The 26,024-nt window shown below is 68.9% G+C and carries 23 protein-coding genes and 2 riboswitches; of the genes, 11 read left to right on the top strand and 12 right to left on the bottom strand.

The features are described 5' to 3' along the window. Positions 1–57: 57 nt before the first annotated feature. From V6M45_RS02330 to petA, 4 genes are all read right to left on the bottom strand, one after another. Entirely contained in the window at positions 58–1,719 is a 1,662-nt protein-coding gene (locus tag V6M45_RS02330) for a M28 family metallopeptidase (RefSeq protein ID WP_332653730.1), read from the bottom strand. A gap of 148 nt (positions 1,720–1,867) precedes the next feature. Beyond that, entirely contained in the window at positions 1,868–2,740 is an 873-nt protein-coding gene (locus tag V6M45_RS02335) for a cytochrome c1 (RefSeq protein ID WP_332653731.1), read from the bottom strand. Between the two features lie 8 nt (positions 2,741–2,748). After that, positions 2,749–4,077, bottom strand: coding sequence for a cytochrome b (locus tag V6M45_RS02340; protein WP_332653732.1), 1,329 nt, complete (start codon positions 4,075–4,077; stop codon positions 2,749–2,751). 17 nt (positions 4,078–4,094) lie between these two features. Next, positions 4,095–4,631, bottom strand: a complete 537-nt coding sequence (gene petA, locus V6M45_RS02345; protein ID WP_332653733.1) for a ubiquinol-cytochrome c reductase iron-sulfur subunit — start codon at positions 4,629–4,631, stop codon at positions 4,095–4,097. Between the two features lie 196 nt (positions 4,632–4,827). On the opposite strand from petA, the gene V6M45_RS02350 reads away from it, so the two are divergent. Continuing rightward, the gene (locus tag V6M45_RS02350; RefSeq protein ID WP_332653734.1) at positions 4,828–5,271 is read left to right on the top strand and encodes a tRNA (cytidine(34)-2'-O)-methyltransferase; all 444 of its coding nucleotides are present in this window, start codon (positions 4,828–4,830) and stop codon (positions 5,269–5,271) included. A 4-nt stretch (positions 5,272–5,275) separates the two neighbouring features. On the opposite strand, the gene V6M45_RS02355 is transcribed toward V6M45_RS02350, so the two are convergent. Beyond that, positions 5,276–6,529 carry a dipeptidase gene (locus V6M45_RS02355; protein ID WP_332653735.1) on the bottom strand — a complete coding sequence of 418 codons (1,254 nt, stop codon included), beginning with the start codon at positions 6,527–6,529 and terminating at the stop codon, positions 5,276–5,278. A 381-nt stretch (positions 6,530–6,910) separates the two neighbouring features. On the opposite strand from V6M45_RS02355, the gene hemF reads away from it, so the two are divergent. Beyond that, positions 6,911–7,786: an oxygen-dependent coproporphyrinogen oxidase gene (hemF, locus tag V6M45_RS02360; protein WP_332653736.1), complete on the top strand. Its 876-nt coding sequence runs from the start codon at positions 6,911–6,913 to the stop codon at positions 7,784–7,786. A gap of 10 nt (positions 7,787–7,796) precedes the next feature. On the opposite strand, the gene V6M45_RS02365 is transcribed toward hemF, so the two are convergent. Next, positions 7,797–10,298, bottom strand: coding sequence for an ATP-binding protein (locus V6M45_RS02365; RefSeq protein ID WP_332653737.1), 2,502 nt, complete (start codon positions 10,296–10,298; stop codon positions 7,797–7,799). A 109-nt stretch (positions 10,299–10,407) separates the two neighbouring features. Next, on the bottom strand, positions 10,408–11,241 hold the full coding sequence (gene rlmJ / locus V6M45_RS02370) for a 23S rRNA (adenine(2030)-N(6))-methyltransferase RlmJ (RefSeq protein WP_332653738.1): 834 nt from the start codon (positions 11,239–11,241) through the stop codon (positions 10,408–10,410). 117 nt (positions 11,242–11,358) lie between these two features. Here rlmJ and V6M45_RS02375 point away from each other — a divergent pair, with 117 nt between their 5' ends. Together V6M45_RS02375 and V6M45_RS02380 are read left to right on the top strand one after the other, a co-directional pair. Next, a complete protein-coding gene (locus tag V6M45_RS02375; protein WP_332653739.1) occupies positions 11,359–12,378 on the top strand; it encodes a DNA topoisomerase IB in 1,020 nt (339 codons plus the stop codon). A gap of 130 nt (positions 12,379–12,508) precedes the next feature. Continuing rightward, the gene (locus V6M45_RS02380; RefSeq protein WP_332653740.1) at positions 12,509–12,901 is read left to right on the top strand and encodes a hypothetical protein; all 393 of its coding nucleotides are present in this window, start codon (positions 12,509–12,511) and stop codon (positions 12,899–12,901) included. Here V6M45_RS02380 and V6M45_RS02385 read toward each other — a convergent pair. The 5 genes from V6M45_RS02385 to ispH all read right to left on the bottom strand — a co-directional run bounded on the left by V6M45_RS02385 (position 12,883) and on the right by ispH (position 17,580). Continuing rightward, a complete protein-coding gene (locus tag V6M45_RS02385; protein WP_332653742.1) occupies positions 12,883–13,335 on the bottom strand; it encodes an opioid growth factor receptor-related protein in 453 nt (150 codons plus the stop codon). The genes V6M45_RS02380 and V6M45_RS02385 overlap by 19 nt on opposite strands. 9 nt (positions 13,336–13,344) lie before the next feature. Then, positions 13,345–14,397 (bottom strand): L-threonine 3-dehydrogenase, encoded by a 1,053-nt coding sequence (tdh, locus tag V6M45_RS02390; protein WP_332653743.1) that lies wholly within the window; start codon positions 14,395–14,397, stop codon positions 13,345–13,347. Next, the gene (locus tag V6M45_RS02395) at positions 14,397–15,587 is read right to left on the bottom strand and encodes a glycine C-acetyltransferase (protein WP_332653744.1); all 1,191 of its coding nucleotides are present in this window, start codon (positions 15,585–15,587) and stop codon (positions 14,397–14,399) included. Before V6M45_RS02395 ends, tdh begins: the two co-directional genes overlap by 1 nt. A gap of 39 nt (positions 15,588–15,626) precedes the next feature. Beyond that, positions 15,627–16,529: a DUF4232 domain-containing protein gene (locus V6M45_RS02400; RefSeq protein ID WP_332653745.1), complete on the bottom strand. Its 903-nt coding sequence runs from the start codon at positions 16,527–16,529 to the stop codon at positions 15,627–15,629. Positions 16,530–16,608: 79 nt separating this feature from the next. After that, positions 16,609–17,580: a 4-hydroxy-3-methylbut-2-enyl diphosphate reductase gene (ispH, locus tag V6M45_RS02405; RefSeq protein WP_332653746.1), complete on the bottom strand. Its 972-nt coding sequence runs from the start codon at positions 17,578–17,580 to the stop codon at positions 16,609–16,611. A gap of 148 nt (positions 17,581–17,728) precedes the next feature. Here ispH and V6M45_RS02410 point away from each other — a divergent pair, with 148 nt between their 5' ends. The 7 genes from V6M45_RS02410 to gcvPB all read left to right on the top strand — a co-directional run bounded on the left by V6M45_RS02410 (position 17,729) and on the right by gcvPB (position 26,016). Beyond that, positions 17,729–18,421 carry a Tat pathway signal sequence domain protein gene (locus V6M45_RS02410; RefSeq protein ID WP_332653748.1) on the top strand — a complete coding sequence of 231 codons (693 nt, stop codon included), beginning with the start codon at positions 17,729–17,731 and terminating at the stop codon, positions 18,419–18,421. Beyond that, positions 18,422–20,224 carry an arginine--tRNA ligase gene (argS, locus tag V6M45_RS02415; protein ID WP_332653750.1) on the top strand — a complete coding sequence of 601 codons (1,803 nt, stop codon included), beginning with the start codon at positions 18,422–18,424 and terminating at the stop codon, positions 20,222–20,224. A gap of 34 nt (positions 20,225–20,258) precedes the next feature. Further along, positions 20,259–21,269 carry an adenosine deaminase gene (locus tag V6M45_RS02420; RefSeq protein WP_332653752.1) on the top strand — a complete coding sequence of 337 codons (1,011 nt, stop codon included), beginning with the start codon at positions 20,259–20,261 and terminating at the stop codon, positions 21,267–21,269. Positions 21,270–21,298: 29 nt separating this feature from the next. Then, a riboswitch (glycine riboswitch) is annotated at positions 21,299–21,408 on the top strand. A 4-nt stretch (positions 21,409–21,412) separates the two neighbouring features. Further along, positions 21,413–21,498: riboswitch (glycine riboswitch) on the top strand. Positions 21,499–21,552: 54 nt separating this feature from the next. Then, entirely contained in the window at positions 21,553–22,671 is a 1,119-nt protein-coding gene (gcvT, locus tag V6M45_RS02425; protein WP_332653753.1) for a glycine cleavage system aminomethyltransferase GcvT, read from the top strand. 19 nt (positions 22,672–22,690) lie between these two features. After that, positions 22,691–23,056, top strand: coding sequence for a glycine cleavage system protein GcvH (gene gcvH, locus V6M45_RS02430; protein WP_332653755.1), 366 nt, complete (start codon positions 22,691–22,693; stop codon positions 23,054–23,056). A 30-nt stretch (positions 23,057–23,086) separates the two neighbouring features. After that, positions 23,087–24,433, top strand: coding sequence for an aminomethyl-transferring glycine dehydrogenase subunit GcvPA (gene gcvPA / locus V6M45_RS02435; protein WP_332653756.1), 1,347 nt, complete (start codon positions 23,087–23,089; stop codon positions 24,431–24,433). Between the two features lie 11 nt (positions 24,434–24,444). Beyond that, positions 24,445–26,016 (top strand): aminomethyl-transferring glycine dehydrogenase subunit GcvPB, encoded by a 1,572-nt coding sequence (gene gcvPB / locus V6M45_RS02440; protein WP_442880522.1) that lies wholly within the window; start codon positions 24,445–24,447, stop codon positions 26,014–26,016. Positions 26,017–26,024: the final 8 nt, after the last annotated feature.

Genomic DNA, 26,024 nt, shown 5'->3' on the forward strand with positions numbered 1-26,024 from the left:
TTTGGGCGCAGTCTAGGGCGGCCCCGAAAGACCGCCCATTAAGTTTTCGTCATCTGGCTAGCGCCGCGCGCTCGCGCTTGGCGCCCGGGCCGGGCCGAACTCCGAGCCGGGCTTCCAGCCGGGCCAGTCGCGGCTGTTGGCTAGGTCGCGGCCGATCCACAGGGCGACCTCGAGGTCCTCGATCTGACCGGTCAGGTCCCAATCCGCCGACCATTCGTCGTCCGCCTGGTGGTAGCGTTTCGAGCCGTATTCGTCGCGGGCGGCCTCGCGCGGCGCGACCGGCGCATCGCGGAACGCGCCGCCGCCCTCGGCGTAGGCCATGGGAACGCCGCGCTTGGCCAGCGGGAAGTGGTCGCTGCGGAAATAGCTGCCGGCGGCCGGATTGGCGTCGGGAGCCACGGTCCGCCCCTGACGGGCGGCGGCGGCGGCCAGGCGCTCGTCCAGCTCCGACTGGCCGTAACCGATCACGCCCAGGTCGGCGACGCGGCCATAGACGTTCATGGCGTCCATGTTGAAGCCGGCCACCGTCGTCTCCAGCGGCCACACCGGATTGGCGGCGTAGTATTCCGAGCCCAGCAGGCCGCTCTCCTCGGCGGTGAAGCTGATCATCACGATCGACCGTTCCGGCCGCGGACCGGCGCCCCAGAGGCGGGCCAGCTCCAGCAGGCCGGCGGTGCCGGTGGCGTTGTCGACCGCGCCGTTGAAGATGGCGTCGCCGTTGGCGTCGGGCTCGCCCACGCCGATGTGGTCCCAGTGGGCGGTGTAGAGGATGGTCTCGTCCGGATGGGTCGTCCCCGGCAGGCGGGCGAGGACGTTCCTGGTTGTGATCTGGCTGGTGGCCACGTCAAACGACCCGCTGAACGTCGCGCCCGGCAATTCGACCGGGCGGAAGTCGCGGCTGCGCGCCTGGATCTTCAGGGCCTCGAAGTCGAGGCCGGCCCTGCGGAACAGATCAACGGCCACGTCGCGCTGGATCCAGCTCTCCATCTTGACCCGCTCGGCCGCCGCGTTCTGACGCACGATGTCGAACTGCGGTCCCGACCAGCTGTTGGTCACAGTGGGCCAGCCATAGGAAGCCGGGGCGGTCTCGTGGACGATGATGACGCCCGCCGCCCCTCGGCGCGCAGCTTCCTCGTATTTGTAGGTCCAGCGGCCGTAATAGGTCATGGCCCGGCCGTTGAAGGTGTTCAACTCGGGCTGTTCGAAGTCGGCGTCATTGACCAGCACGACGATGACCTTGCCGCGCACGTCGACGTCCTTGAAGTCATCCCAGTTCCGCTCCGGCGCCGTGATGCCGTAGCCGGCGAAGACCAGCGGCGCGTCGGCAAGCATCACATGGTCGCCCGGCAGCCGGGTCGAGACCACGATCTGCTGGCCCTGGGCCAGCGGAAGGGCGTCGCCGCTGACCTTGAAGCTGGCCTGCACGTTCGCGGCGGTGAAACGATTCAGCGTCACGGCCTGGGTCCAGCTCCCGTTCTCGCCGCCCGGCTGGAAGCCCGCCGCGGCGTACTGCTCGCTCAGATAGCGGACGGTCATCTCTTCGGCCGGCGTGCCGATGCCGCGCCCCTGGAAGCTGTCGTCCGACAGCACCCGCGCATGTTCGGACAACCGGGCGGCGTCAAAGGCGGGGGCGGGCGCCGGAGCCTCGCCCTGCACCGTGGCGCAGGCGGAGATCAGGGCGCCGGCGGCGAGCGCGGCGACAGTCGACAGGAGACGCATGAACGGAAACACCCTCAGCCGGAAAGAAACAGACCCGGGCGGACGTTAGGGAGTCAATTCGCCCCTGTCGATGCATCGCCGCGCCACGAAAAACCCGCCAGCGCTGGGCGCCGGCGGGTGGATCGGTCTCGAACAGACTGTTGGAAGCCTAGTGGGCGACGCCCTTCCAGATGCGGCGGTAGCTGACGTAGGTCACGCCGGCGAACAGGAACAGGAAGATCAGAACCCCGAGGCCCGACCGCTTGCGCTGGACCTGCTTGGGATCGGACGCCCAGGCGATGAAGGCGGCGACGTCCTTGGAATACTGATCGACCGTCTCGGCGGAGCCGTCGTCATAGGTCACCTGGCCGTCCATCAGGGGCGGCGGCATGGCGATGAAACCGCCGGGAGGCACGTGGCCCTCGCCGCTCCAGTAGGAGGTCAGGTCGCCCGCCATGTACGGGTTGTAGTACTGGGTCGGACCGATCTTCAGCCCGGCCGGCGCGGCGCGATAGCCCGACAGCAGGGAGTAGATGTAGTTGGCGCCGTCGTGGCGGGCCTTGGCCATGACCGACAGGTCCGGCGGGGCGGCCCCGCCGTTGGCCCCGGCGGCGGCCGTGGCGTTGAGATAGGGGCTCGGGAAACGGTCAGCCGGAACAGCGTCCCGCATCACCGGCTCGCCGGTCTCGGTGTCGATGTCCGGCACCTGCACCTCGGCGGCCAGCACCTTCACGAAGCGATTCTCGGCCGGGTTGACCTGATGGGCGTCGTAGAAGGGACCGCCCGGCTCAGCCAGGGTGCGGAAATGCATCAGGCTCATGCTGTGGCAGGACGCGCAGACCTCGCGGTAGACCTTGTAGCCCCGCTGCAGCTGGCCCTGATCGAAGGTCCCGAACGGGCCCTCGAAGCTGAAGCCGCCCTTGCGCGGGTGCTCGGCGCCCCCGGCCGCCAGGGTCGGCTGCGCCGCCATCGACAGGCCGGCCGCGAGGGCGATCAGGACCAGGGTCTTTTTCATCGACTGGATGTTCGTCTTGAGGGTCATGGTCGATCTCAGCCCTTCTTCTCGGGCGAGGCCGGAGCGGCTTCGGTCATGGCGTCCCCGCCCGAAAGCACCGGCTCGGAAATGGTCGCCGGGATCGGCCGGGGGGTCTCGCGCAGGCCGACCAGCGGCATCAGCACGAGGAAGAACAGGAAGTAGTAGGCCGTCAGCAGCCGGGTCAGCCACAGGTAGCTGTTCAGCTGGCCGTCGAAGAGGGTGAAGCTGGGCATCCCCGGCACCACCGCCGCGTCGGGCAGCTGGGCGCCGCACCACCCCAGGCCCATGCCGACGAGCACGAAGATGATGAAGAAGGTCCGCATCGCCGGGCGGTAGCGCATCGAGCGCACCTTGGACGTATCCAGCCACGGCAGGACGAACAGCACGCCGATGGCGCCGAACATCGCCAGCACGCCGCCGAACTTGTCGGGGATGGCGCGCAGGATCGCGTAGAACGGCAGCATGTACCACTCGGGCACGATGTGCGCCGGGGTCTGCAGGGCGTTGGCCGGGATGTAGTTGTCGGCGTGGCCCAGCGCGTTCGGCATGAAGAAGACGAACAGCGCGAACAGGATCAGGAACAGCACGATCGCGAAGCCGTCCTTGACCGTGAAATACGGATGGAACGGCACGGTGTCCTTGGCGGTCCGATCCTTCGGGATCAGGATGCCGACCGGGTTGTTCTGACCGGCGTGGTGCAGGGCCCACAGGTGCAGGACCACGCAGCCGGCGATCACGAACGGCAGCAGATAGTGCAGCGAGAAGAAGCGGTTCAGCGTGGCGTTGTCGATGGCCGGGCCGCCGCGCAGCCAGATCAGGACCGGCTCGCCGACGACCGGGATGGCCCCGATCAGATTGGTGATCACCTCGGCGCCCCAGAAGGACATCTGGCCCCACGGCAGGACGTAGCCGAGGAAGGCGGTGGCGATCATCAGGAAGAAGATCACGCAGCCGACGATCCAGATCATCTCGCGCGGCGCCTTGTACGAGCCGTAGTACAGCCCGCGCAGCATGTGCAGGTAGACCGCGATGAAGAACATCGAGGCCCCGTTGGCGTGGGTGTAGCGGATGATGTCGCCGCCGTTGACGTCACGCATGATGCGCTCGACCGAGGCGAAGGCCAGTTCGGTGTTCGGCACATAGTGCATGGCCAGGATCACGCCTGTGGCGATCTGGATCACCAGGCAGAGGGCCAGGATGCCGCCGAAGGTCCACCAATAGTTGAGGTTCTTCGGAGTCGGCAGCGACATGTAGTCGGCGCCGAAGCGGACGATCGGGAGACGGGTGTCGAGCCATTTCTCGACGCCGGTCTTGGGGACGTAGGTGGATTCGTGATCGCTCATCGTTTTCTCGCCCGTCCTCAGCCGATTTTCACGCGGGTGTCGGACACATAGTCATAGGTCGGCACGACCAGATTCTTCGGCGCCGGTCCTTTGCGGATGCGGCCCGAGGTGTCGTAGTGCGAGCCGTGGCAGGGGCAGAACCAGCCGCCGAAGTCGCCCGAACCGAACGTCGGCACGCAGCCCAGGTGTGTGCAGGAGCCGATGACGACCAGATATTGCTGGTGGCCCGGCTTGACCCGGTCGGCGTCGGTCTGGGGATCCTTCAGGCTGGCGCGGTCGTCGGCGCGAGCCTGCTCGATCTCCGCCGGGGTGCGATAGCGCACGAACACCGGCTTGCCCTGCCATTTGATGACGACCTGCTGGCCTTCCTGAACCTTGGTCAGGTCGAACTCGATGGTCGACAGCGCCAGGGTGTCGGCCGCCGGGTTCATCGAATTGACCAGCGGCCATGCCGCCATGACTCCGGCGCCCACCGCCGCGGCCCCGGCCGCGATGTGGATGAAGTCTCTACGATTGGGATCCTGATAGGTCAGGTCGCCCTGGTCTGCAGCCACCGATTCGTCTCCTGAGCCGTTGGCGGCGTCGCCTTGGGGCGCGCCGCTGCAACGCTGTCGTTCCTTTAGCGAAATCCCGGATGGCTGGCCCGGCCCGGCTTTGCGGCCCATCGCCGCAAGTCGCTGCCGCCTCTTGAGAAACGGTCGCAATTCGAGCCGCGACAAGCCCCCGGGCCACGCGTATGAGGGCTCTAGAATGCGTCTCGCCCTTTTTCAACCGGCCATTCCGCAGAACGTCGGCGCCTGCATCCGTCTGAGCGCCTGTTTCGGAGTGGAACTGCATATCATCGAGCCCACCGGTTTTCGTTTCGACGACCGGGCGATGAAGCGCGCCGCATTGGATTACGGGCCTTTGGGCCACATGATCCGCCATTCCGGCTGGGAGGCTTTCCAGCGTGATCGCGGTCCCGGCCGGCTGGTTCTGTTCACCACAAAGGGCGCGACGCCGCTCGACGAATTCGCGTTTCGACCGGACGACATCCTGCTTTTCGGCAGCGAGCCCTCGGGCGCCCCGGACTTCGTGCATGAAGCGGCGGACGCCCGGGTGGTGATTCCCCTCCAGCCCGGGGCGCGATCCCTGAACCTCTCGGTCAGCGCCGGCATCGCCTTGTGGGAAGGGCTGAGGCAGGTTCGATTCTGATCGCCTACTCCGGTGCGCCGTCGGCGGGCAGGGCCGCGAGGCTCGGGCGCTCGCCGCGCTTGCCGGCGGCGACCGCCTCGACCGCCCGCATGACCCGCAGCACATTCCCGCCGGCCAGCTTGCGGATGTCGGCCTCGCTCCAGCCCTCGGCCATCAGGGCGGCGAGGATGCGCGGATAGGCGTCCACGCCCTCGACCCCGTCGGGCAGGCTGCCGACGCCGTCGAAGTCGCCGCCGAGGCCGACATGATCAATGCCGGCCACGTCCCGGACATGCCGGATGTGGGCCACGACATCGGCGACCCCGGCGCGGGGGGCGGGGTTGGCCGCCATCCATGCCTGCATCCCGGCCGTCACGGCCCCCGGGTCGCCCGGGTTCAGGGACTTGAGCCGGGCGTCCTCGGCCGAGCGCGCCGCGCCCCAGGCCCGCACCGCCTCGTTGATGAAGCCCGGCACGAAGGTGACCATCACCACCCCGCCGTCCTCGGGCAGCAGCCGCAGCACGCTGTCCGGCACGTTGCGCGGATGCGCCGTCACGGCCCGCGCCGAGGAGTGGGAGAAGATCACCGGCGCCTCGCTGACTCGCATGGCGTCCATCATCGTCTCCTCGGAGACATGGCTCAGGTCGACCATCATGCCGAGACGGTTCATCTCGCGCACCACCGCCTCGCCGAACGGATTCAGCCCGCCCCACTTCGGGGCGTCAGTGGCGCTGTCGGCCCAGCTGGTGGTCGCCGAGTGGGTCAGGGTCATGTAGCGCGCCCCGGCGTCGTGGAATTCGCGCAGCAGGCCCAGGGAGTCGGCGATCGAATAGCCGCCCTCCATGCCGATCAGCGAGGCGATCCGGCCGCGGCGGTGGATGCGCTCGATGTCGTCGGAGGTGGTCGCCAGCTCGAACACATCGGGATGGGCGGCGACGAGGCGCTTGACCGTGTCGATCTGCTCGAAGGTGGCCTTGGCCGCCTCCACCGGGGTCAGACTGGCGGGGACATAGACAGACCAGAACTGGCCGCCCACGCCGCCGGCGCGCAGGCGCGGGATGTCGGTGTGGAGCTCTGTCGAGGCGTCGAGATTGGCCGTCAGATCGACCGCGTGCGGGTCGTTGCCGTGCTGCTGCCGAAGGGCCCAGGGAAGGTCATTGTGCCCGTCGATCAGCGGCGTCCGCTCGAGGATCCGCCGGGCGGCCGCCTCGTCCTGGGCCATGGCCGGAGCGGCGGCGGTCAGCAGGGCGGCGGTGGACAGCAGGACGGCGCGGATCATTACAGACTCCCTCGAAGCTGCCGGGACAGTGGCAGAGGATGGCGGGGCGTCAACCGACGGTGACAGGACGCTGCGGGAGAATCGCCGGAAGGCGGTTTTACCCGGGTAAAACCAAAAAGACAGTCCAAACAGTCCAAACAGTCCTCAGCATCCCGCGGCCGTGATTCAGTTGTCAAAGACCGGCGGCGATCCCGCGACGGGGACGCAAAGCAGCATGCGCCCCTTGTCTCCTCAGGCGGGAAGATAGCCTCGGGAAAAACCTACAGGTCTGATTCCACTACAGATTGTCGGCTGAAGCAGACTATAATTTCCGGGATTGCCACCACAGCGTCACGCGCAGCGTCCTTCTCCCTTCGCAGGGGACGGGATAGGAAGCGCCCCATGACCGACGCCGCCGACCCGCTCGCCCAACAGAAGACCGAAGCCCGCGCCTGGTTCGAGGCCCTGCGCGACCGCATCCAAGCGGCGTTCGAGGCGCTGGAGGATCAGGCCCCCGCCGAGCTGTTTCCCGGCGAGCCCGGCCGCTTCGTGCGCACCCCTTGGGATCGCCCCGAAGGCGGCGGCGGCGTCATGGGCATGATGCACGGCCGGCTGTTCGAGAAGGTCGGGGTCCATGTCTCGACCGTGCACGGGACCTTCCCGGCCGACTACGCCAAGGGCGTGCCGGGCGCGGCGGAGGACCCGCGCTTCTTCGCCACCGGAATCAGCCTGATCGCCCATCCGGCCAGCCCCCGTGTCCCGGCCGTGCACATGAACACCCGCTTCATCGCCACCACCAAGGGCTGGTTCGGCGGCGGCGGCGACCTGACGCCGGTGCTGGAGGCCGACCGACGCCAGGACCACCCGGACACCCTCGCCTTCCACGCCGCCATGAAAGCCGCCTGCGACGCCCACGATCCGGCCTGGCATGCGCAGTTCAAGGCCTGGTGCGACGAATATTTCTTCCTGCCCCACCGCAACGAGCCGCGCGGCACCGGCGGCATCTTCTACGACCACCTCGACAGCGGCGACCGCGCCCGCGACTTCGCCTTCACCCGGGACGTCGGCAAGGCCTTTCTGGACGTCTATCCGCGGATCGTCGCGGGACGGATGGCCGAGGCGTGGACGGCGGAGGAGCGCGAGGAGCAGCTGGTCCGGCGGGGGCGCTATGTCGAGTTCAACCTGCTCTACGACCGCGGCACCATGTTCGGGCTCAAGACCGGCGGCAATGTCGAGTCGATCCTGAGCTCGATGCCGCCCGTGGTGAAGTGGCCCTGAGGGCCGCGGGTCAGGCGAACTCGGCTTCCAGCGGCTGTTCCGGCTCCAACGCCGCGCCGATGGCTTCCAGCAGGCTGGTCATGGTCACCGGCTTGGTCAGGTGACCGTCGGCGCCCGCGGCCCGTCCGGCCTCGATATGCTCGGACATGGCGTTGGCTGTCAGCATCAGCACCGGGGTACGTTTCAGGCCGTGCCCGGCCTCGTGTCGCCGGATCTCGGCCGTCGCCGTCAGGCCGTCCATGACCGGCATCTGCATGTCCATCAGCACGAGGTCGAAGCCGCCCCCGACGAAGGCCTCGACCGCCTTCTGCCCGTCCTCGACGGCGACCAGCTCCATCTCGGTCGCGCCCAGCATGATCTCGACGACCTTGCGGTTGGCGGGGTGGTCGTCGGCCAGCAGGATCCGGAGTGCGGCGCCTTCGACATCGCGCGCCGGCTGGGCCGCCGCCGCGGCCTCGCCAGCGGTCTGTTCGACGCGCGGCAGCGGGATCTCGAACCAGAAGCTTGAGCCCTCGCCCGGCGTGCTTTCGCAATCCAGGGCGCCGCCCATCAGGTCGACCAGGGCGGTGGAGATGGCGAGGCCGAGGCCGGTGCCGCCGTACCGGCGCGTGATCGATCCGTCGGCCTGCTGGAAGCGCCGGAAGATGCGGCTTCGCTGCTCCCGGTCGAAGCCCACCCCGGTGTCGCTGACGCGGAACGTCACGCGGTCATCATCCGCCGCCGTCACGGCCAGCCGGACCGCGCCCGCACTGGTGAATTTCAGCGCATTGTTGACCAGGTTCGTCAGCACCTGACGGAGACGCACGGCGTCGCCCTCGACCAGGCCGGACAATGCCGGGTCGAACGCCACCTCCAGCGCCACGCCCTTGTCCTCGGCCTTGACGCGCCACAGGGCGCCGATGTCGCTGACCGTCTGCTCCAGGTCGAAGGGGGCCGGCTCTATCGCGACCTGACCCGACTCGATCCGGGCGCTGTCGAGGATGTCCGACAGCAGCCGCTCCAGCGTCACGCCGGAGGAGCGGATCAGTTCGACCATCTCCTTTTCCTGCTGGCCGAGCGGCCGCCGGGTCAGGGAATCCGCCATCGACACGACCCCGTTCAGAGGCGTGCGGATTTCGTGGCTCATATTGGCGAGGAATTCGCTCTTGGCCCGGTTCGCATCCTCCGCCCTCCGCTGCGCCATCCGCAGCCGGTCGGCCTGGCGCGATTGCCAAAAAACCATCGCGATGGAGAACAGCAGGAAGATCACGCCAATGGCGATGATCGCGCGCTGCAGGGTGGTGTTGGCCCGCGCCGTCTCCAGCTGCCGACGGCGCTCCGCCAGTTGCTGCTGCATGTCGCCCGTCACCTGGTGGATGCCGGCGCTGAAGCTCTGGGCCGAGGCGATCTCGCCCTCGGCCAGGTGCGCCCGGAGCGCGCGGAAGGCATCTTCCGACCGGCCCTCGGCGAACAGGACTTCGGCCTCGACATGGTCGACCTCGAGATCGACGCCGCCGGCCTCAAGGCGCCGAAGAACCTCAAGATCGCGACGCGCGGCGGCGGCCTGGCCGGTGCGAGCGCGGGCGATGGCCCGCAGCGGCAACACGTCACGAGCGAGGAAGGCCGCGGCTCCGAGCTCTTCGCCATACGGCTCCATGCACGCCAGAACTTCACGCGGGGCGCCCCGGGCGTTGGCCACGGTGGCGCACAGACTGGCGTCGTAGATCGCCAGCGTCGGCAGGTCCGAGCGCGCCGCGAGCCGGTGGTGGGCGGCGTAATATTCGGCGGCCCGGGCCTGGTCGCCGACCTTCACCGCCATCATGGCCAGGTTGTAGAGGCTGTCGAAGTCGGGCCGGGGATAGGCCGGATTGGAATAGTCGATCTCGAATTTGCGGAAGGCGGCGGCGGCGCCCCGGACGTCGTTCAGCTCCTTCAGCCCCATCCCCGCCACCTCCCAGATGCCGCCCTGGGCCGTCGCGGCGAAGGGGTCGCCTTCGGGGATGTCGGCCTGGGCCCGCGCCAGCAGTTCGAGGCCCTCGCCGACCCGGCCTTCGTCGACGCGGGCCAGCGCGGTGAGCCGGGCGGCGTGGGCCCGCACGAACCAGTCGCGGCCCTCGCGCGCGAAGCGGTCCATCTCGACGGCGACGCTCGTGTCCCCTTGGTCGTAGCGGACGGTGAGGTCGTTCAGATGGGCGATGTCGACATAGCGCGCGTCGTTCCGGCGCCGCGCGGCCTCGGCCAGGCGACGGTTCCACACGACCGCGCGCTCGAACTCGCCCTGGTTCAGGATCGTCCAGGTGACATGGTAGAGCCGGTTCAGGCCTTCGCGGTCGCGGCGCTGGAGCGCGGCCTCGCCGAAGGCTTCAAGGGCTGCGAAATTGGTCGACGCCGCCCGCCGCTCCACGAACCGGGCGAGGGCGCGAGAATCCGCAGGCCCCGCGGCGGCAGGCGTCATCCGGGCGACTCCGCTGGTCGCCGCTGCGGAGGCGACGAGCAGAACGAGACTCGCCGCGAAGATGCGAAGAAGCGACATGAGCTTTCCGACGTGGGTCCCCGGTCATCGCACACATATGTTGCGCAAGGTTTAGCGGCCCCCGGCGATGAAGCCCCCCGCATGGGAACCCGCGGATCCGGGATCGGCGTCAGGCGGGACCCGCGCCGGTCATCCACACCTCGGCCCGCGCCCCGGCCTCGCCGAGCCGGTCCGCCACCCAGCCGCAGACCTCGGCGGCGGCGGTCTCCGCCCCCGCCGGCGGGTTCAGCACCACCACGGCGCAACCGTTCATCTTCATCGGATTGGTCAGGGGCCGCAGCCGCGCCTCGGCCACGAGCACCCGCTTGACCCCCGCCTGATCGAGCCGGCGCAGGAAGCCGTCGAAGGTCTCCATGTCCTTCAGCGGGGTCCAGATGACGACCATGGCGCGCGGATCGGCGCGGACGATCGCCGCCCCCGTATCGGCGGCGCGCAGATAGTCGTCCGGACGCTCGAACGGCGGGTCGATCAGGACGAACGCCCCCTGGACATGCGCCGCCTCGGCCCGGGCCTGGTCATAGCCGTCTCCGCCGCGGGCGGTTGCGTGGGCAAAGGGTTCCAGCGCCTGCTGCAGCAGCTCGAGCACCGGGGGGTTCAGCTCGAACCCGAGATAGCGATCGGCCGCGCCCAGACGGTCGGCGATCAGCAGCGGCGAGCCCGGGTACAGATTGGCGCCGCCGTGCGGATTGAGCCGCGCGACCTCTCTCGCCAGGGCCTCGATCGTCGGAGGCCGGTCGGCGGCGGCCATCAGCCGGGCGACGCCCGCCTCGGCCTCCTTCGACCGGGCGCCCTCGCCGCTCAGGTCGTAGACGCCCGCTCCCGCGTGGGTGTCGATCACCGTCACCGGCCCCGAGGCCTGGCGCCGCTCCAGCAGCCACAGCACCAGGGCGTGCTTGACGAGATCGGCGAAATTTCCGGCGTGGAAGCTGTGGCGGTAGTTCATGCCCGGGCATCCCCCTCCCCGCCCCCGGGGTCAAGAGGAACCGTGTCCGGGCGGCGGCGTTGCCCCTCCCCGGCCCCCGAGAGGCCGATCACGGCCCTGCCCTTGGAGCCCGACCCGATGCCGAACGGCTCCGACGCCCCCGCCGCGGACTCCGCCATTCCCCAAGGCCTGACCTGGTGCAGCGACGACCGTCCGGGATTCCGCCGCAGTCCCGCGGGCGACGGCTTCCGCTATCACGACCAGAAGGGGCGGCGGATCACCGACGAGGCGGTGCTTGAGCGCATCCGCATGCTGGCGATCCCGCCCGCGTGGACGGACGTCTGGATCTGCCCCCGCGCATCGGGCCACATCCAGGCCACCGGCCGGGACGTGAAGGGACGGAAGCAGTACCGCTATCACGCCGACTGGCACGCCCACGCGGCCGAGACCAAGTTCGAGCGCCTGCCCGACTTCGCCCGCGCCCTGCCGAAGCTGCGCCGCCGGGTCGAGGCGGACCTCAATCGTCGCGGCGTGTCGCGCGAGAAGGTTCTGGCCACGGCGGTGCGCCTGCTCGAGATCACCCTGATCCGGGTCGGCAACGCCCAGTATGCGAAGCAGAACCGCTCCTACGGCCTGACCACCCTGCACAAACGGCATCTCGACGTCGACGGCGCGGCCCTGACCTTCGCCTTCAAGGGCAAGAGCGGGGTCGAGCACGAGGTGCGGGTCCGCGACCGCCGGCTGGCCGCCATGGTGCGAAACCTGCGCGAACTGCCGGGCCAGCAGCTGTTCAAATACCGCGATGCCAACGGCGACCTGTGCGTCCTCAGTTCGGACGATGTGAACGCCTATATCCGCGAGGCCATGGGCGAGCAGTTCTCGGCCAAGGACTTCCGGACCTGGGCCGGGACGGTGTCGGCGGCGCGGGCGCTGCGCGACGGGGAGCCGCCCGCCTCCCCGACCGAGGCGAAGCGCCGGATCACCGTCTGCGTCAAGGCGGTGGCCGGCCTGCTGGGCAATACGCCGACGGTGTGCCGGACCTCCTACGTCCATCCGCGGGTGTTCGAACTCTTCGAGGCCGGCCGCCTCGGCGAGGCGCTGCCGGGCCCCGAGGCGGCGAGCTTCGAACGCGCCCTGGCGAAGGCGCTCGCGGGCTGAGAACGACGCTGGTTCGACCGCCGCCGGGCGCCGGCCCCCATTGCGCCCGCAAGCTGACTGCGATGTAACTTGCACCCCTTGTGGAACGGCGGTTTACGAGCCGACCATTTCAAGTCGGAGGGACTTTCCAATGTTCGTAGCGAACAATTTTCTGCGCCTAGGCGTGTTGTCGGCCCTGGTCGGCATGACCCTGGGCGTCTGGATGGGCGCGAATCAGGACTTCGTGCTGAGGCCGGTGCACGCCCACATCAATCTGCTGGGCTTCGCCTCGATGATGCTGTTCGGCCTGTTCTACCGGGTCTTTCCGGCGGCCGGCCGCGGCTGGCTGCCGATGGCGCATTTCGCCCTGTCGGTGCTGGGCTTCCTGATCCTGATGCCGTCGCTGACGCTGATGCTCTTGCAGAAGCCGCTGTTCCTGCCGGCGATGATCGCTTCGGAAATCATGCTGGTGCTGTCGATGCTGCTGTTCGTCATCATCGTCTTCATGGCGACGATGAAGAAGGATCAGGCGGTCGCCCAGTAGCCGCGACTGCGGGCGCTGACCGGCGCCCGCGTCGCCTCGACCCGGGACAGGATGGCGGCCTTGAAGGCGTCGGCCGGAGCGTCGCCGGCCAGCAACCGCAACGACCGGATGATCCGCGTGATCCGCAGGTGGTTGTGGTCGTTGGGCATCAGCCAGTCGTGGGTCATCCGGTAGAAGGCCCCCATCCGGTCGGTCGCGGCGGCGAGGGCGATCTGGGCCATGGCCGAAGCGTGGATCGCGTCCACGTCGGCGTCCGTCAGCACCGGGGCGTCCGGCACGGCGCGCGACGGCTCCCGCAGGGGGAACAGCCACTGGATGAAATCGTGCGACCGTTCGAGGGCGTCGTTGTTCATCGCCAGGACGTCGAACAGGGTCCGACCCGCCGCGTCCGGCCCCTCGCCCTGCAGAAAGGCCACGACCGGGCCGACCGTCATGGTCCGCTCCTAGGCCGCCTTGTCCCAGTCCAGCACCACCTTGCCGGACTGGCCGGAGCGCATGGCCTCGAAGCCTTCCTCGAAGCGTTCGTAACCCATCTGGTGGGTGATCAGCGGCCGCAGGTCGAGACCGGCCTTGAGCAGGCCCAGCATCTTGCGCCAGGTGGTGAACATCTCGCGGCCGTAGACGCCCTTGATGGTCAGAGCCTTGAGGATGATGGCGCCCCAGTCGGTCTCCATCGGCTTCGACGGAATGCCGAGCATGGCCATGCCGCCGCCCATGATCAGGGTGTCGACGCACTGTTTGAAGGCGATCGGCGAGCCGGACATCTCCAGCGCCACGTCGAAGCCGACCTTCATGCCGAGTTCGTGGATGACGTCGTGGAGGTCTTCCTTCGTGGTGTTCACCGTCCGCACGCCCGGCGCGACCTTCTGCGCCAGCTCGAGCCGGAAGTCGTTGATGTCGGTCAGGACCACGGTCCGGGCGCCCGCCTGGCGGGCGACGGCGGCGGCCATCATGCCGATCGGCCCCGCGCCGGTAACCAGCACATCCTCGCCGAGCAGGTCGAACTGCTGGGCCGTATGCACGGCGTTGCCGAACGGATCGAGGATGGCCCCGATCTCATAGGGCACGTCGTCCGGCAGCTCGATGACGTTGAAGGCCGGGGCCACGACGAATTCGGCGAAGGCGCCCTGACGGTTCACGCCGATGCCGCGGGTGTCGGGGTCGAGATGGAAATGGCCGGCCCGGGCCGCTTCGGAGTTCAGGTCGATGACATGGCCCTCGGCCGAGACGCGCTGGCCGACCTTGAGACGGCGGTCGACGTCCTTGCCGATGGCGACGATCTCGCCCGAAAACTCATGGCCGGTGATCATCGGGACGGGGACGTTCTTCTGGCTCCACTCGTCCCAGTTCCAGATGTGGATGTCGGTGCCGCAGACGGCGGTGCGGTGAACCTTGATCAGCACATCCTCGTCGCCCGCGACGGGGATGGGAGCGTCGATCAGTTCGAGGCCGACGCCGGGCTTCGTCTTGGCCAGGGCCTTCATGGTGTCCGCCATCAGATAACTCCCAATTCCTTGCCGGCCGTCGTGAACGCCGCAACCGTTTGATCGATTTGTTCGAAGGTGTGGGCCGCCGACATCTGGGTGCGGATGCGGGCCTGGCCGCGCGGCACGACGGGGAACGAAAAGCCGATGACATAGACGCCGAGTTCCAGCGCCCGGGCCGCGAAGTCCTGGGCCAGTTTGGCGTCGCCGAGCATGACCGGGATGATCGGATGCTCGCCCGGCAGCAGGGTGAAGCCCGCCTCGGTCATGGCGGCGCGATAGCGGACGGCGTTGGCGAACAGCTGTTTGCGCAGGGCGTCGCCCTCGTCGCCGGCGGCGATGCGGATGGCCTCGAGGCTGGAGCCGCAGACGGCGGGCGCGAGGGCGTTGGAAAACAGATAGGGCCGGGCGCGCTGCTTCAGCAGGGCCACGACCCCGGAGGTGGCGCAGATGAAGCCGCCCATGGCCCCGCCCAAGGCCTTGCCGAAAGTGCCGGTCAGGAAGTCGATCTCGACGCCATGGTGAGCGTAGGAGCCCCGCCCCTGCGGACCAAGGAAGCCGGTCGCGTGGCAGTCGTCGACCATGATCAGGGCCGAGTATTTGTCGGCCAGGGCCCGGATGTCCTTCAGCTTGGCGATATAGCCGTCCATCGAGAAGGCGCCGTCGGTGGCGATGACGATCTCGCGCGCACCATCGGCCCGAGCCTGTTTCAGCTGGGTCTCGAGGTCGTCCATGTCGGAGTTGGCGAAGCGGTATCGTTTGGCCTTGCACAGCCGGACGCCGTCGATGATGGAGGCATGGTTCAGGCTGTCCGAGACGATGGCGTCCTCGGCTCCGAACAGGGGTTCGAAGATGCCGCCGTTGGCGTCGAAGGCGGCGGCGAACAGAATCGTGTCCTCGAAGCCGAGATAGTCGGCGACCGAGCGCTCCAGCTCCTTGTGGATCTCCAGCGTGCCGCAGATGAAGCGGACGGAAGCCGTCCCGGCTCCCCACTTTTCCTGCGCCCGGATTCCGGCCTGGGTCACCCGCTCGTCGCCGGCGAGGCCGAGATAGTTGTTGGCGCAGAAGTTCAGCACATCGCGGTCGCCGACCTTGATCACCGGGCCCTGCCGGGAGGCGATGACCCGCTCGGGCTTGGTCAGCCCTTGAGCGTCGATGTCGGCGAGTTCCGCGCGTACGCGGTCATAGAAGGTCGCTGTCATGCGCGCTCCGCTACGCCGTTTTGAAGGCGGTTTGAACCCCTAGTTGGTCGGCTGGCTGGAAGACGCCGTCAAAGAGCGGATCGGGCTGACCCGGACCCGGCCGCCGCAGGGGGTGAGGGGCATATCCAGCGAGACCGGCGAGGTGTCGCCAGGCGCCGTGACACGGATGCGGGCCGCCGACGGACAGGTGGTTTCGCCTTCTCCCTCGTGCGGCATCACGTTCCACGCCAGTTCGAACGCCGCCTTTTCGCGCGGTTTCAGGGTGACCGGCGCGGGAGCCTCGCCTTGGGTGAAATAGCTCGCCGTGCTCTGCTCGGCGCGGACGCCGGTCAGGGCGCGGCCCTGCCGATCCTGAACCGTCACGCCGGGATAGCCGGTCAGACTGCAGGCCTGGGCCCCGATGTTCTGGACCCCGATATTGGCGACGCGGTTGCCGGCCCCAGCGTCAGCGCCTTCGCTCGACAGCTTCAGCTGCGGCCCCTTGCAGGGCGGTGCTGCGGAGGCCGCCGGAGCGGGAGCCGCCGGCGCCGCTGCGCCCGGCGCCGGCGCGACGGCGGGCGCAGGTCGGCTGCATTGCTCAAGAACGACCGGCGCGTCTTCAGCCACCAGACGGCTGAGCGTGGCGTGCTCGACCCCGTCGCGCGTCAGCGACCGCCACTCGACCTCGGCGTTGACGAAACGGGCCCCCGAGGCGGCCGGGGCGCTGCGCAGGACCCAGGTTCTGTCCCGGTAGCTGACCTGCGCCGACTGTGGATCAGGGTAGGCCACGGCCACGGTCAGGCCGCTGTCGCAGACCCAGGTGGCGGAGACGGGAGCGGGCTCCGCGATCGGCGCCGTCGGTTCGGGCGGCGGCGTCACAGGTTCTTCGGGCTGGCCGCAGCCGGCGGATGCCGCCAGGGCGAGGGCCGCGAGGCCGAGGCCGACAATCTGATTCCGACGCATGGACGTCCCCCTGACACACGGCACCATCAACGTCAGCCAACGGCAAAGGCTCCCCCGGCGCAAGGACGGGAACCGGCCGTCAGGTCGTCAGCACGCGCGGCAGCTTGAAGGTGACGGTCTCGCGTTCGCCGGCGTCCTCGATCACCTCGGCGTCGAAACGGGCGCGAACGGCGTCGACCAGGGCCTCGATCAACGGTTCCGGCGCCGAGGCCCCCGCGGTGATCCCCAGCGTGGACACGCCATCGAGCCACGACCAGTCAACCTGGGTCGCGTCATCGACCAACCGGGCGTCGCGGGCCCCGGCCCGCAGCGCCACCTCGACCAGCCGCACCGAGTTGGAGGAATTCTTCGAGCCCACCACGAGGACGAGGTCGCACCCCTCGCCCAATCGTTTGACCGCCTCCTGGCGGTTGGTGGTCGCGTAGCAGATGTCTTCCTTGTGCGGGTCGGGCAGTTCGGGGAAGCGCCGCTTGAGGACCGACAGAATCTCACTGGTGTCGTCGACCGACAGCGTCGTTTGCGTCGCATAGGCCAGCGGCGCGTCGCCCGGCCGCTGGAAGACCTCGGCGTCCTCGACCGTCTCGACCAGACTGATCGCGCCCGGCGGCAGCTGGCCCATGGTGCCGACCACCTCGGGGTGGCCGGCGTGGCCGATCAGGATGATGTGGCGGCCGGCGGCGTGGTGGCGCTCGGCCTCGACATGGACCTTGGAGACCAGCGGGCAGGTGGCGTCGAGATACAGCATCTCGCGCGCCCGGGCGCCTTCGGGCACCGACTTGGGCACGCCATGGGCGGAGAAGACCACCGGCCGGTCGTCAGGGCATTCGTCTAATTCCCTGACGAAGACCGCGCCCATGGCCTTGAGCCGGTCGACCACGTGGCGGTTGTGAACGATCTCGTGGCGCACATAGACGGGCGCGCCGTATTTGCCGATCGCGCGTTCGACGATCTGGATGGCCCGGTCGACCCCGGCGCAGAAGCCGCGGGGCGTGGCCAGACGCACGGTTAGCGGACGCTTTTCGGGAGCCGGGATCGGCGCGTGCAGGGTCATGCGCGGAACCTAGTCGTTCAACCCCCGCGCCGCCACCTCGCTTTGCCCCAGCGCGCGTTTGCCGCGCCTCGCTTTAGCCGCTATCAGCAACGAGCGTGCGCCCGGCGTCGGGATATGGCGCGCCTCCTCGTTTGTGGAAGAGCTTTCGATGCGTCGCGTCTTCAAGATTTCTCTGGCCTCGGCCGCCGCGGCCGCCGCGCTTTCGGCCCTGCTTGTACCGCTCGCGGCCCAGGCGCAGGTGCGTCCGGGCCAGCAGCAGCCGGGAGGCTCCGAGCGCGGCGAGAACGCCGACGGTTCGCAGCAGAATGAGCGTGCCCGTGCGCCCCGCATCGCGCCGCTGCGCCGCAGCGCAGCAGCGGGTCCGTGCCCCTATGTGAAGATCCTCTATGACGCCGCCCGCTACGTCGAACTGACCGGCGACCGGGTCGCGGCCTCCAATGTCGGCTACACCGGCGAGATCGAGGGCCTGACTTCGGACTGCGCCTATCAGTCCGACGAGCCGATCACCGTGCACACCCGGGTTCTGTTCAACCTGGGCCGCGGGCCGCAGGCCCAGGGCGACGCTCGCACCTATCGCTACTGGATCGCGGTCACAGAGCGGAACAAGGCGGTGCTGGCCAAGGAGTATTTCGACCTTCCGGTCGATTTCGACGGCGCGTCGACCGCGTCGGTGAGCCAGGATCAGGTCGTCGTCATTCCCCGCGCCGATGCAACGACCAGCGGCGACAATTTCGAGATTCTCGTCGGCTTCGACGTGACCCCGCAGATGGCCGAGTTCAACCGCACGGGCAGCCGGTTCCGCGTCAATGCGGGGACCGCGGCTCCGACGACCAACCAGTAAATGACCGATCTCAGAACTGTCCTGGGCGAAGCGGTCGGGGCCGCCTTCGCCGCCGAAGGCGTGGACCCCGCCCTCGCCCGCGTGACCCCGTCCGACCGGCCCGACCTGGCCGACTTCCAGTCGAACGGCGCCCTGGCGGCGGCCAAGGCGCTGAAGGCCAATCCGCGCGACCTCGCGACCCGGGTGGCCGAGCGGCTGAAGGGCGATGACCGGCTGGCGTCGGTCGAGGTGGCCGGACCGGGGTTCATCAATCTCAAGGTCGCCGACGATGCATTGGCGGTCCGGGCGGCCGAAGTCGCGGGCGACGCGGAGCACGCGGGAGCCTCGACAGTCGCCGCGCCGCGCAAGGTGGTGATCGACTACGCCGGGCCGAACGTGGCCAAGCCGATGCACGTCGGCCACCTGCGCAGCTCGATCATCGGCGAGAGCCTGAAGCGGCTGTTCCGGTTCCGGGGCGATCAGGTGTGGGGCGACGCCCATTTCGGCGACTGGGGCTTCCAGATGGGGCTGCTGATCGTGGCCGTGGCCGAGGAGGGCGGGGCTGACGCCTTCATGGCCGGCGGCGACGGGCCGTTTCCTCCGGAAAGCCCGGTGACCCTCGAGGATCTCGAGCGGCTGTACCCGGCGGCCGCCGCCCGGGCCAAGGAAGACGCGGACTTCCGCGACCGCGCCCGCAGGGCGACGGCGGAGCTGCAGGCCGGGCGCGCCGGCTACCGCGCCCTGTGGCGTCACATGCATGACGTCTCGATGAGCGGGCTGCAGCGCGAGTTCGGGGCCCTGGGCGTGACCTTCGACCTGTGGAACGGCGAGAGCGACGCCGATCCCCTGATGCCCGAGATGATCGCCCATCTCGAACAGACCGGCCTGCTGGTCGAGGACGATGGCGCCCGGGTGGTCCACGTGGCCCGGCCCGGCGAGACGCGGAAGCGGAAACTGGCCGACGGCACCGTCATCGAGGCGCCGAGCCCGCCGCCGCTGCTGGTGATCTCGTCGGAAGGCTCGGCCATGTACGGCACGACCGACCTGGCGACCATTCTCGACCGGCGCAAGGCTATCGACCCCGATCTGATCCTGTACGTCGTGGACGAGCGGCAGGCCGAGCATTTCGAACAGGTGTTCCGGGCGGCCGTCCTGGCTGGATACGCCGCCGAGGGGTCGCTGGAGCATCTCGGCTTCGGCACCATGAACGGGCCGGACGGCAAGCCCTTCAAGACCCGCGCCGGCGGGGTGCTGAAGTTGCACGACCTGATCACCATGGCGGTCGACAAGGCGCGTGAGCGGCTGCGCGAGGCGAAGCTGGGGGCCGACCTGCCCGAGGCCGAGTTCGACGACATCGCCCGCAAGGTGGCCGTGGCGGCGCTGAAATTCGCCGACCTGTCGAACAGCCGGACGACCAGCTACATCTTCGACCTCGACCGCTTCATGAGCTTCGAGGGCAAGACCGGGCCGTATCTGCTGTACCAGGCGGTGCGGATCAAATCCCTGCTGCGCAAGGCGGCGGACCAGGGCGCGGCGGCGGGGCCGGTGGCCATCGCCGAGCCGGCCGAGCGCGATCTGGCCCTGACGCTGGACGCCTTCTCCCAGGCCGTGGCCGAGGCCTACGACAAGCGGATGCCGCACCTGATCTCGGAGCACGCCTACCGGCTGGCCCAGTCGTTCTCGAAATTCTACGCCGCCTGCCCGGTGCTGGTCGCGCCGGACGAGGCGACCAAGGGTTCGCGGCTGACGCTGTCGAAGGCGGTGCTGGACCAGCTGGAGCGGGCCCTGGACCTTCTGGGCATCGACACGCCGGAGCGGATGTAGGCTAGACTGGCGGGCCTCAGGAGGGAGCCCGTCCATGTCGCTCGACGCCTATATCGCCGGCCTGCCAAAGGCCGAACTGCACCTGCACATCGAGGGCTCGCTTGAGCCTGAGTTGATGTTCGAACTGGCGCAGCGCAACGGCGTGGCCATTCCGTTCGACAGCGTCGAGGCGGTGCGGGCGGCCTATGATTTTTCGAACCTGCAAGACTTCCTCGACATCTATTACGCCGGCGCCAACGTCCTGCTGACGCGCCGCGATTTCGAGGATCTGGCCTTCGCCTATTTCCAGCGGGCGGCGGCGGACAATGTGCGCCACGCCGAAATCTTCTTCGATCCGCAGACCCATACCGATCGGGGCGTGCCTTTCGCCGTGGTGGTGGAGGGGCTGATCGCCGGCATGGACCGGGCCAGGGCCGAACTGGGCGTGACCTCGGGCCTGATCCTGAGCTTCCTGCGCCACCTGTCGGAAGAGGCGGCCTTCGCCACACTGGAGATGGCGAAGCCGTACCTGCATCATTTCATCGGCGTTGGCCTCGACTCGTCCGAGGTCGGCCATCCGCCTTCGAAATTCGTGCGCGTGTTCGCCGCCGCCGGCGAGCTGGGCCTGAAGCTGTGCGCCCATGCCGGCGAGGAGGGCCCTCCGGAGTATGTCCGCGAGGCGCTGGACCTGCTGCATATCGACCGGATGGACCACGGCAACCGCTCGATGGAGGACGAGGCGCTGATCGAACGGCTGGCGGCGTCGCAGATGACGCTGACGGTGTGCCCACTGTCGAACCTGAAGCTCTGCGTGGTGAAGGACCTGAAGGACCATCCCGTGCCGGAAATGCTGCGCCGGGGCCTGCACGTGACGCTGAACTCGGACGACCCGGCCTATTTCGGCGGCTATGTGAACGACAACTACCGCCGGCTCGCCGCAGCGGTGGGCCTTACGCGCGAACAGGTGACGCAGATTGCGCGGAACAGCTTCGAGGGGTCGTTCCTCGGCGAGGCGGAGAAGGCGGCGCGGATCGCGGAAGTGGAGGCCTACGCCGCCCGCGCTTGACTTGGGCGCTGAGTCGGGGCCTAGGTCGCGGCGCTCTCGCGGGAGAGATCGGGGCCGTTTCGCCAAATCTGAAACGCACCCCGGAGCCGAAGGCGCAACCGCCCCGGAAACGCTCAGGCAAACGGACCGCGAAGGCATACGGACGCTGGAAAGTCGCTCCTTGCGAGCGCGCCGACGGAGCAAGACGCCGCACTATCGGCGCCGGAATCTCTCAGGCTTCAGGACAGCGGGGGCGCGAGGACGGCGGAGCTTTCCGCCCCGGAACGCGACTCTGAAGGCCGACATGACCGACGAAGCTTTGAAGACCACCCCTCTCAACGCCGCGCATCGCGCCCTGAGCGCCCGCATGGTTGGCTTCGGCGGCTATGACATGCCCGTGCAGTACGAGGGCGTGCTGGCCGAGCACCGCTGGACCCGCGAGCACGCCGGCCTGTTCGACGTGTCGCACATGGGCCAGTGCAAGATCACCGGCGCGGACGCCACCGCCCAGTTCGAACGCTTCGTGCCCGGCGACTATGCGGTCCTGAAGGCCGGGCGGCAGAAATACAGCCTGCTGCTGAACGCCGAGGGCGGGATCATGGACGACCTGATGGCGGGTCGTCCCGACCACGACGGCCTCTATGTCGTGGTCAACGCCGGCAACAAGGACGCCGACTTCGCCTTCCTGGAAGCCAACCTTCAGGGCGACGCCAAACTGACCGTGCTGGACGACCGCGCCCTGATCGCGATCCAGGGGCCGGAGGCGGCCGAGGTGATGGCGAAGCACGAGCCGGTGCTGGCCGAGTTCGGCTTCATGGACTGCGCCCGGCTGGTGCTGTTCGGGGTCGACTGCTTTGTGTCGCGCTCAGGCTACACGGGCGAGGACGGCTACGAGATCTCGGTTCCCGCCACCGACGCGGAGCGCATCTGGAACGAGATTCTGAAAGACGCCCGGGTCAAGCCGATCGGCCTCGGGGCCCGCGACAGCCTGCGGCTGGAGGCCGGCCTGCCGCTGCACGGCCACGACATCGACGCCACGACCAGCCCGGTCGAGGGCGCCCTGACCTTCGCCCTGTCGAAGTCGCGCAAGGAACGCGCCGACTTCAACGGCGCCGACCGCGTCCTGAAGGAACTGGCGGAAGGCCCGTCACGGGTGCGCGTCGGCCTCAGCGTCAAGGAAGGCGCCCCGGCCCGTGAAGGCGCGGAAATCGCTGACATGGACGGGACCGTCATCGGCAAGGTCACCTCGGGCGGCCCGTCGCCGACGCTGGGCCGCAACATCGCCATGGGCTATGTGCCGCCGAAGTTTTCCGAACTGGGTACGGAGCTGAAGGTCCTCGTGCGCGGCAAGCCCGCCGCCGCCGAGGTCGTCGCCACGCCCTTCGTCGCCCAACGCTACTATCGCAAACCCAAGGCCGTCTGAGCCTTTCGGAGAGAAACCGATGCATTTCACCAAGGATCACGAGTGGGTTCGCCTCGACGGCGACGTCGCCACCGTCGGCATCAGCAAGCACGCCGCGGAAGCCCTCGGCGACGTGGTGTTCGTCGAGACGCCGGAAGCCGGCAAGGCCGTCTCCAAGGGCGACAGCTTCGCCGTCGTCGAGAGCGTCAAGGCGGCCTCGGACGTCTACGCCCCGGTGTCGGGCGAAGTGATCGAGGGCAACGCCGCCCTCGCCTCGGCCCCCGAGACGGTCAACGCCGATCCCGAAGGCGAAGGCTGGTTCGCCAAGATCAAGGTGTCCGACGCCTCGCAGTTGGACGCCCTGATGGACCGCGCCGCCTACGACGCCTTCCTCTCCACGCTCTAAGCCCTTCCCTCCCGCACGGATCTCCCCGCCATGCGCTACCTCCCCCTGACGCCCGACGACCGGTCGGCCATGCTGGCCGCCATCGGGGCCAAGTCGATCGACGATCTGTTCGTGGACGTGCCGCAGGCGGCGCGCCGCGAGGGCTTCGTCGACCTGCCGCGCGTGGCCGGCGAGCTTGAGGTCGAGCGGGCGCTCGGCGCCATGGCGGCGAAGAACGCCTCGGCGGGAACGGTCCCCTTCTTCTGCGGCGCCGGGGCCTACAAGCACCACGTCCCGGCGACGGTGGACCATGTGATCCAGCGGTCGGAGTTCCTGACCAGCTACACGCCCTACCAGCCCGAGATCGCCCAGGGCACGCTGCAGTATCTGTACGAGTTCCAGACCCAGGTCGCGAACCTGACCGGCATGCCGGTGGCCAACGCCTCGCTCTATGACGGCTCGACCGCCATGGCCGAGGGCGTGCTGATGGCCACCCGCGTGACCCGCCGCAACAAGGCGGTGATCTCGGGCGGGGTGCATCCGCACTATGTCGCCGCGACCGAGACCGTGGTCCACGCCGTCGGCGTCGAGACCCAGGTGCTGGCCGCCGCGGTGGACGCCGAGGCGGACGTCATCGCGCAGATCGGGCCGGACACGGCCTGCGTCGTCGTCCAGACCCCGAACGTGTTCGGTACGGCCACGGACGTGACGAAGATCGCCGAGGCGGCCCACGCCGCCGGCGCCCTGCTCATCGTCGTGGTGACCGAGGCAGTGTCGATGGGTCTGCTGAAGTCGCCCGGCGAGATGGGGGCCGACATCGTCGCCGCCGAGGGCCAGTCGATTGGCAATGCGCTGAACTACGGCGGCCCTTACGTCGGCCTGTTCGCCTGCCGCGAAAAGCTGGTCCGCCAGATGCCGGGCCGCCTGACCGGCGAGACCGTCGACGCCGACGGAACGCGCGGCTTCGTCCTGACCCTGTCGACGCGCGAGCAGCACATCCGCCGCGACAAGGCGACGTCGAACATCTGCACCAACTCGGGCCTGTGCACCCTGGCCTTCACGATCCATCTGAGCCTGCTGGGCGAGACGGGGCTGCGCAAGCTGGCCCTGCTGAACCACGAGAAGGCGCTGGCAACCCGCGATGCGCTGGCCGCCATTCCCGGCGTGGAGGTGCTGACGCCGCGCTTCTTCAACGAGTTCGCCGTTCGCCTGCCGAAGCCCGCCGCCGAAGTGGTCGAGGCCCTGGCCGCCCATCGCATCCTCGCGGGCGTGCCCTACAGCCGACTGGCCCCCGAGGCGGGCATGGACGATGTGCTGCTGGTCGCGGCGACGGAGACCACGCTGGAGGCCGACATCAAGATCCTGGCGGGTTCGCTCGCCAAGGTTCTGGCGAACTGAGGAGCGGAACGATGAGCACCATGAACACAGTCGGCCGCCCGACCACCCCGAACGCCGTCGAGAGCAAGCCCGCCACCCTGACCGGCGGGCGCGGCCTGCTGCAGGACGAGCACCTGATTTTCGAGAGCGATGGCTGGGGCAAGACCGGCGTCGACTTGCCGGAGCCGAAGACCACGGGCTCCGCTCTGGGCGATCTGGTCCGCAAGGATCCGATCGGCCTGCCGGGGCTGAGCGAGCCCGAGGCCATGCGCCACTATGTGCGGCTGAGCCAGAAGAACCACGCCATCGACCTGGCCATCTATCCGCTGGGCTCGTGCACGATGAAGCACAATCCGCGCCTGAACGAGAAGATGGCGCGCCTGCCGGGCTTCGCCGACATCCACCCGCTGCAGCCCACCTCGACGGTGCAGGGCGCGCTGGAGCTGATGGATACGCTGGCGCACTGGCTGAAGACCCTGACCGGCATGCCCGCGGTGGCGATGAGCCCCAAGGCGGGCGCCCATGGCGAGCTGTGCGGCCTGATGGCCATCCGCGCGGCCCACGAAGCGTCGGGCGAGCACCTGAAGCGCCGCAAGGTGCTGGTGCCGACCTCGGCCCACGGCACCAACCCGGCCACCGCCGCCTTCGTCGGCTACACCGTCGTCGAGGTCGCCCAGACCGAAGACGGCCGCGTCGATGTCGCCGATCTGGCCGCCAAGCTGGGCGACGACGTCGCCGCCATCATGGTGACCAATCCCAACACCTGCGGCCTGTTCGAGCGCGACATCCTCGAGATCAGCCGGCTGACGCACGAGGCCGGGGCGTATTTCTACTGCGACGGGGCCAACTTCAACGCCATCGTCGGGCGGGTGCGGCCGGGCGACCTCGGCGTCGATGCGATGCACATCAACCTGCACAAGACCTTCTCGACGCCGCACGGCGGCGGCGGGCCGGGCGCGGGTCCGGTGGTGCTGTCGGAGGCCCTCGCCCCGTTCGCCCCGGCCCCGTGGGTCGTCTCGGACGGCGACGGCTTCAAGCTGATCGAGCGGCAGGAAGATGAGGCCGCGCAGGCCTTCGGCCGGCTGTGCGCCTTCCAGGGCCAGATGGGGATGTACACCCGGGCCCTCAGCTACATGATGAGCCACGGTTCGGACGGCCTGCGGCAGGTGGCCGAGGATGCGGTGCTGAACGCCAACTACATCAAGGCGCGGCTGCAGGACCTGATGAGCCCCGCCTTCCCGGAGGGGCCGTGCATGCACGAGGCCCTGTTCGACGACGAATGGCTGAAGGGCACGGACGTCACCACGCTCGACTTCGCCAAGGCGATGATCGACGAGGGCTTCCACCCGATGACCATGTATTTCCCGCTGGTCGTCCACGGCGCCATGCTGATCGAACCGACCGAGACGGAGTCGAAGCAGGAGCTGGATCGCTTCATCGAGGCGATGCGGGCCCTGGCCACGGCGGCGAAGGCCGGCGACGTCGACCGCTTCAAGGGCGCGCCCTTCCACGCGCCGCTGAAACGCCTCGACGAGACCCGGGCCGCGCGTCAGCCGGTGCTGCGCTGGACCGCCCCGGAAGGCTCGAACATCGCCGCCGAATAGGCGGCTCC

This window comes from Brevundimonas sp. (assembly GCF_036676055.1).
Classification (GTDB): Bacteria; Pseudomonadota; Alphaproteobacteria; order Caulobacterales; family Caulobacteraceae; genus Brevundimonas.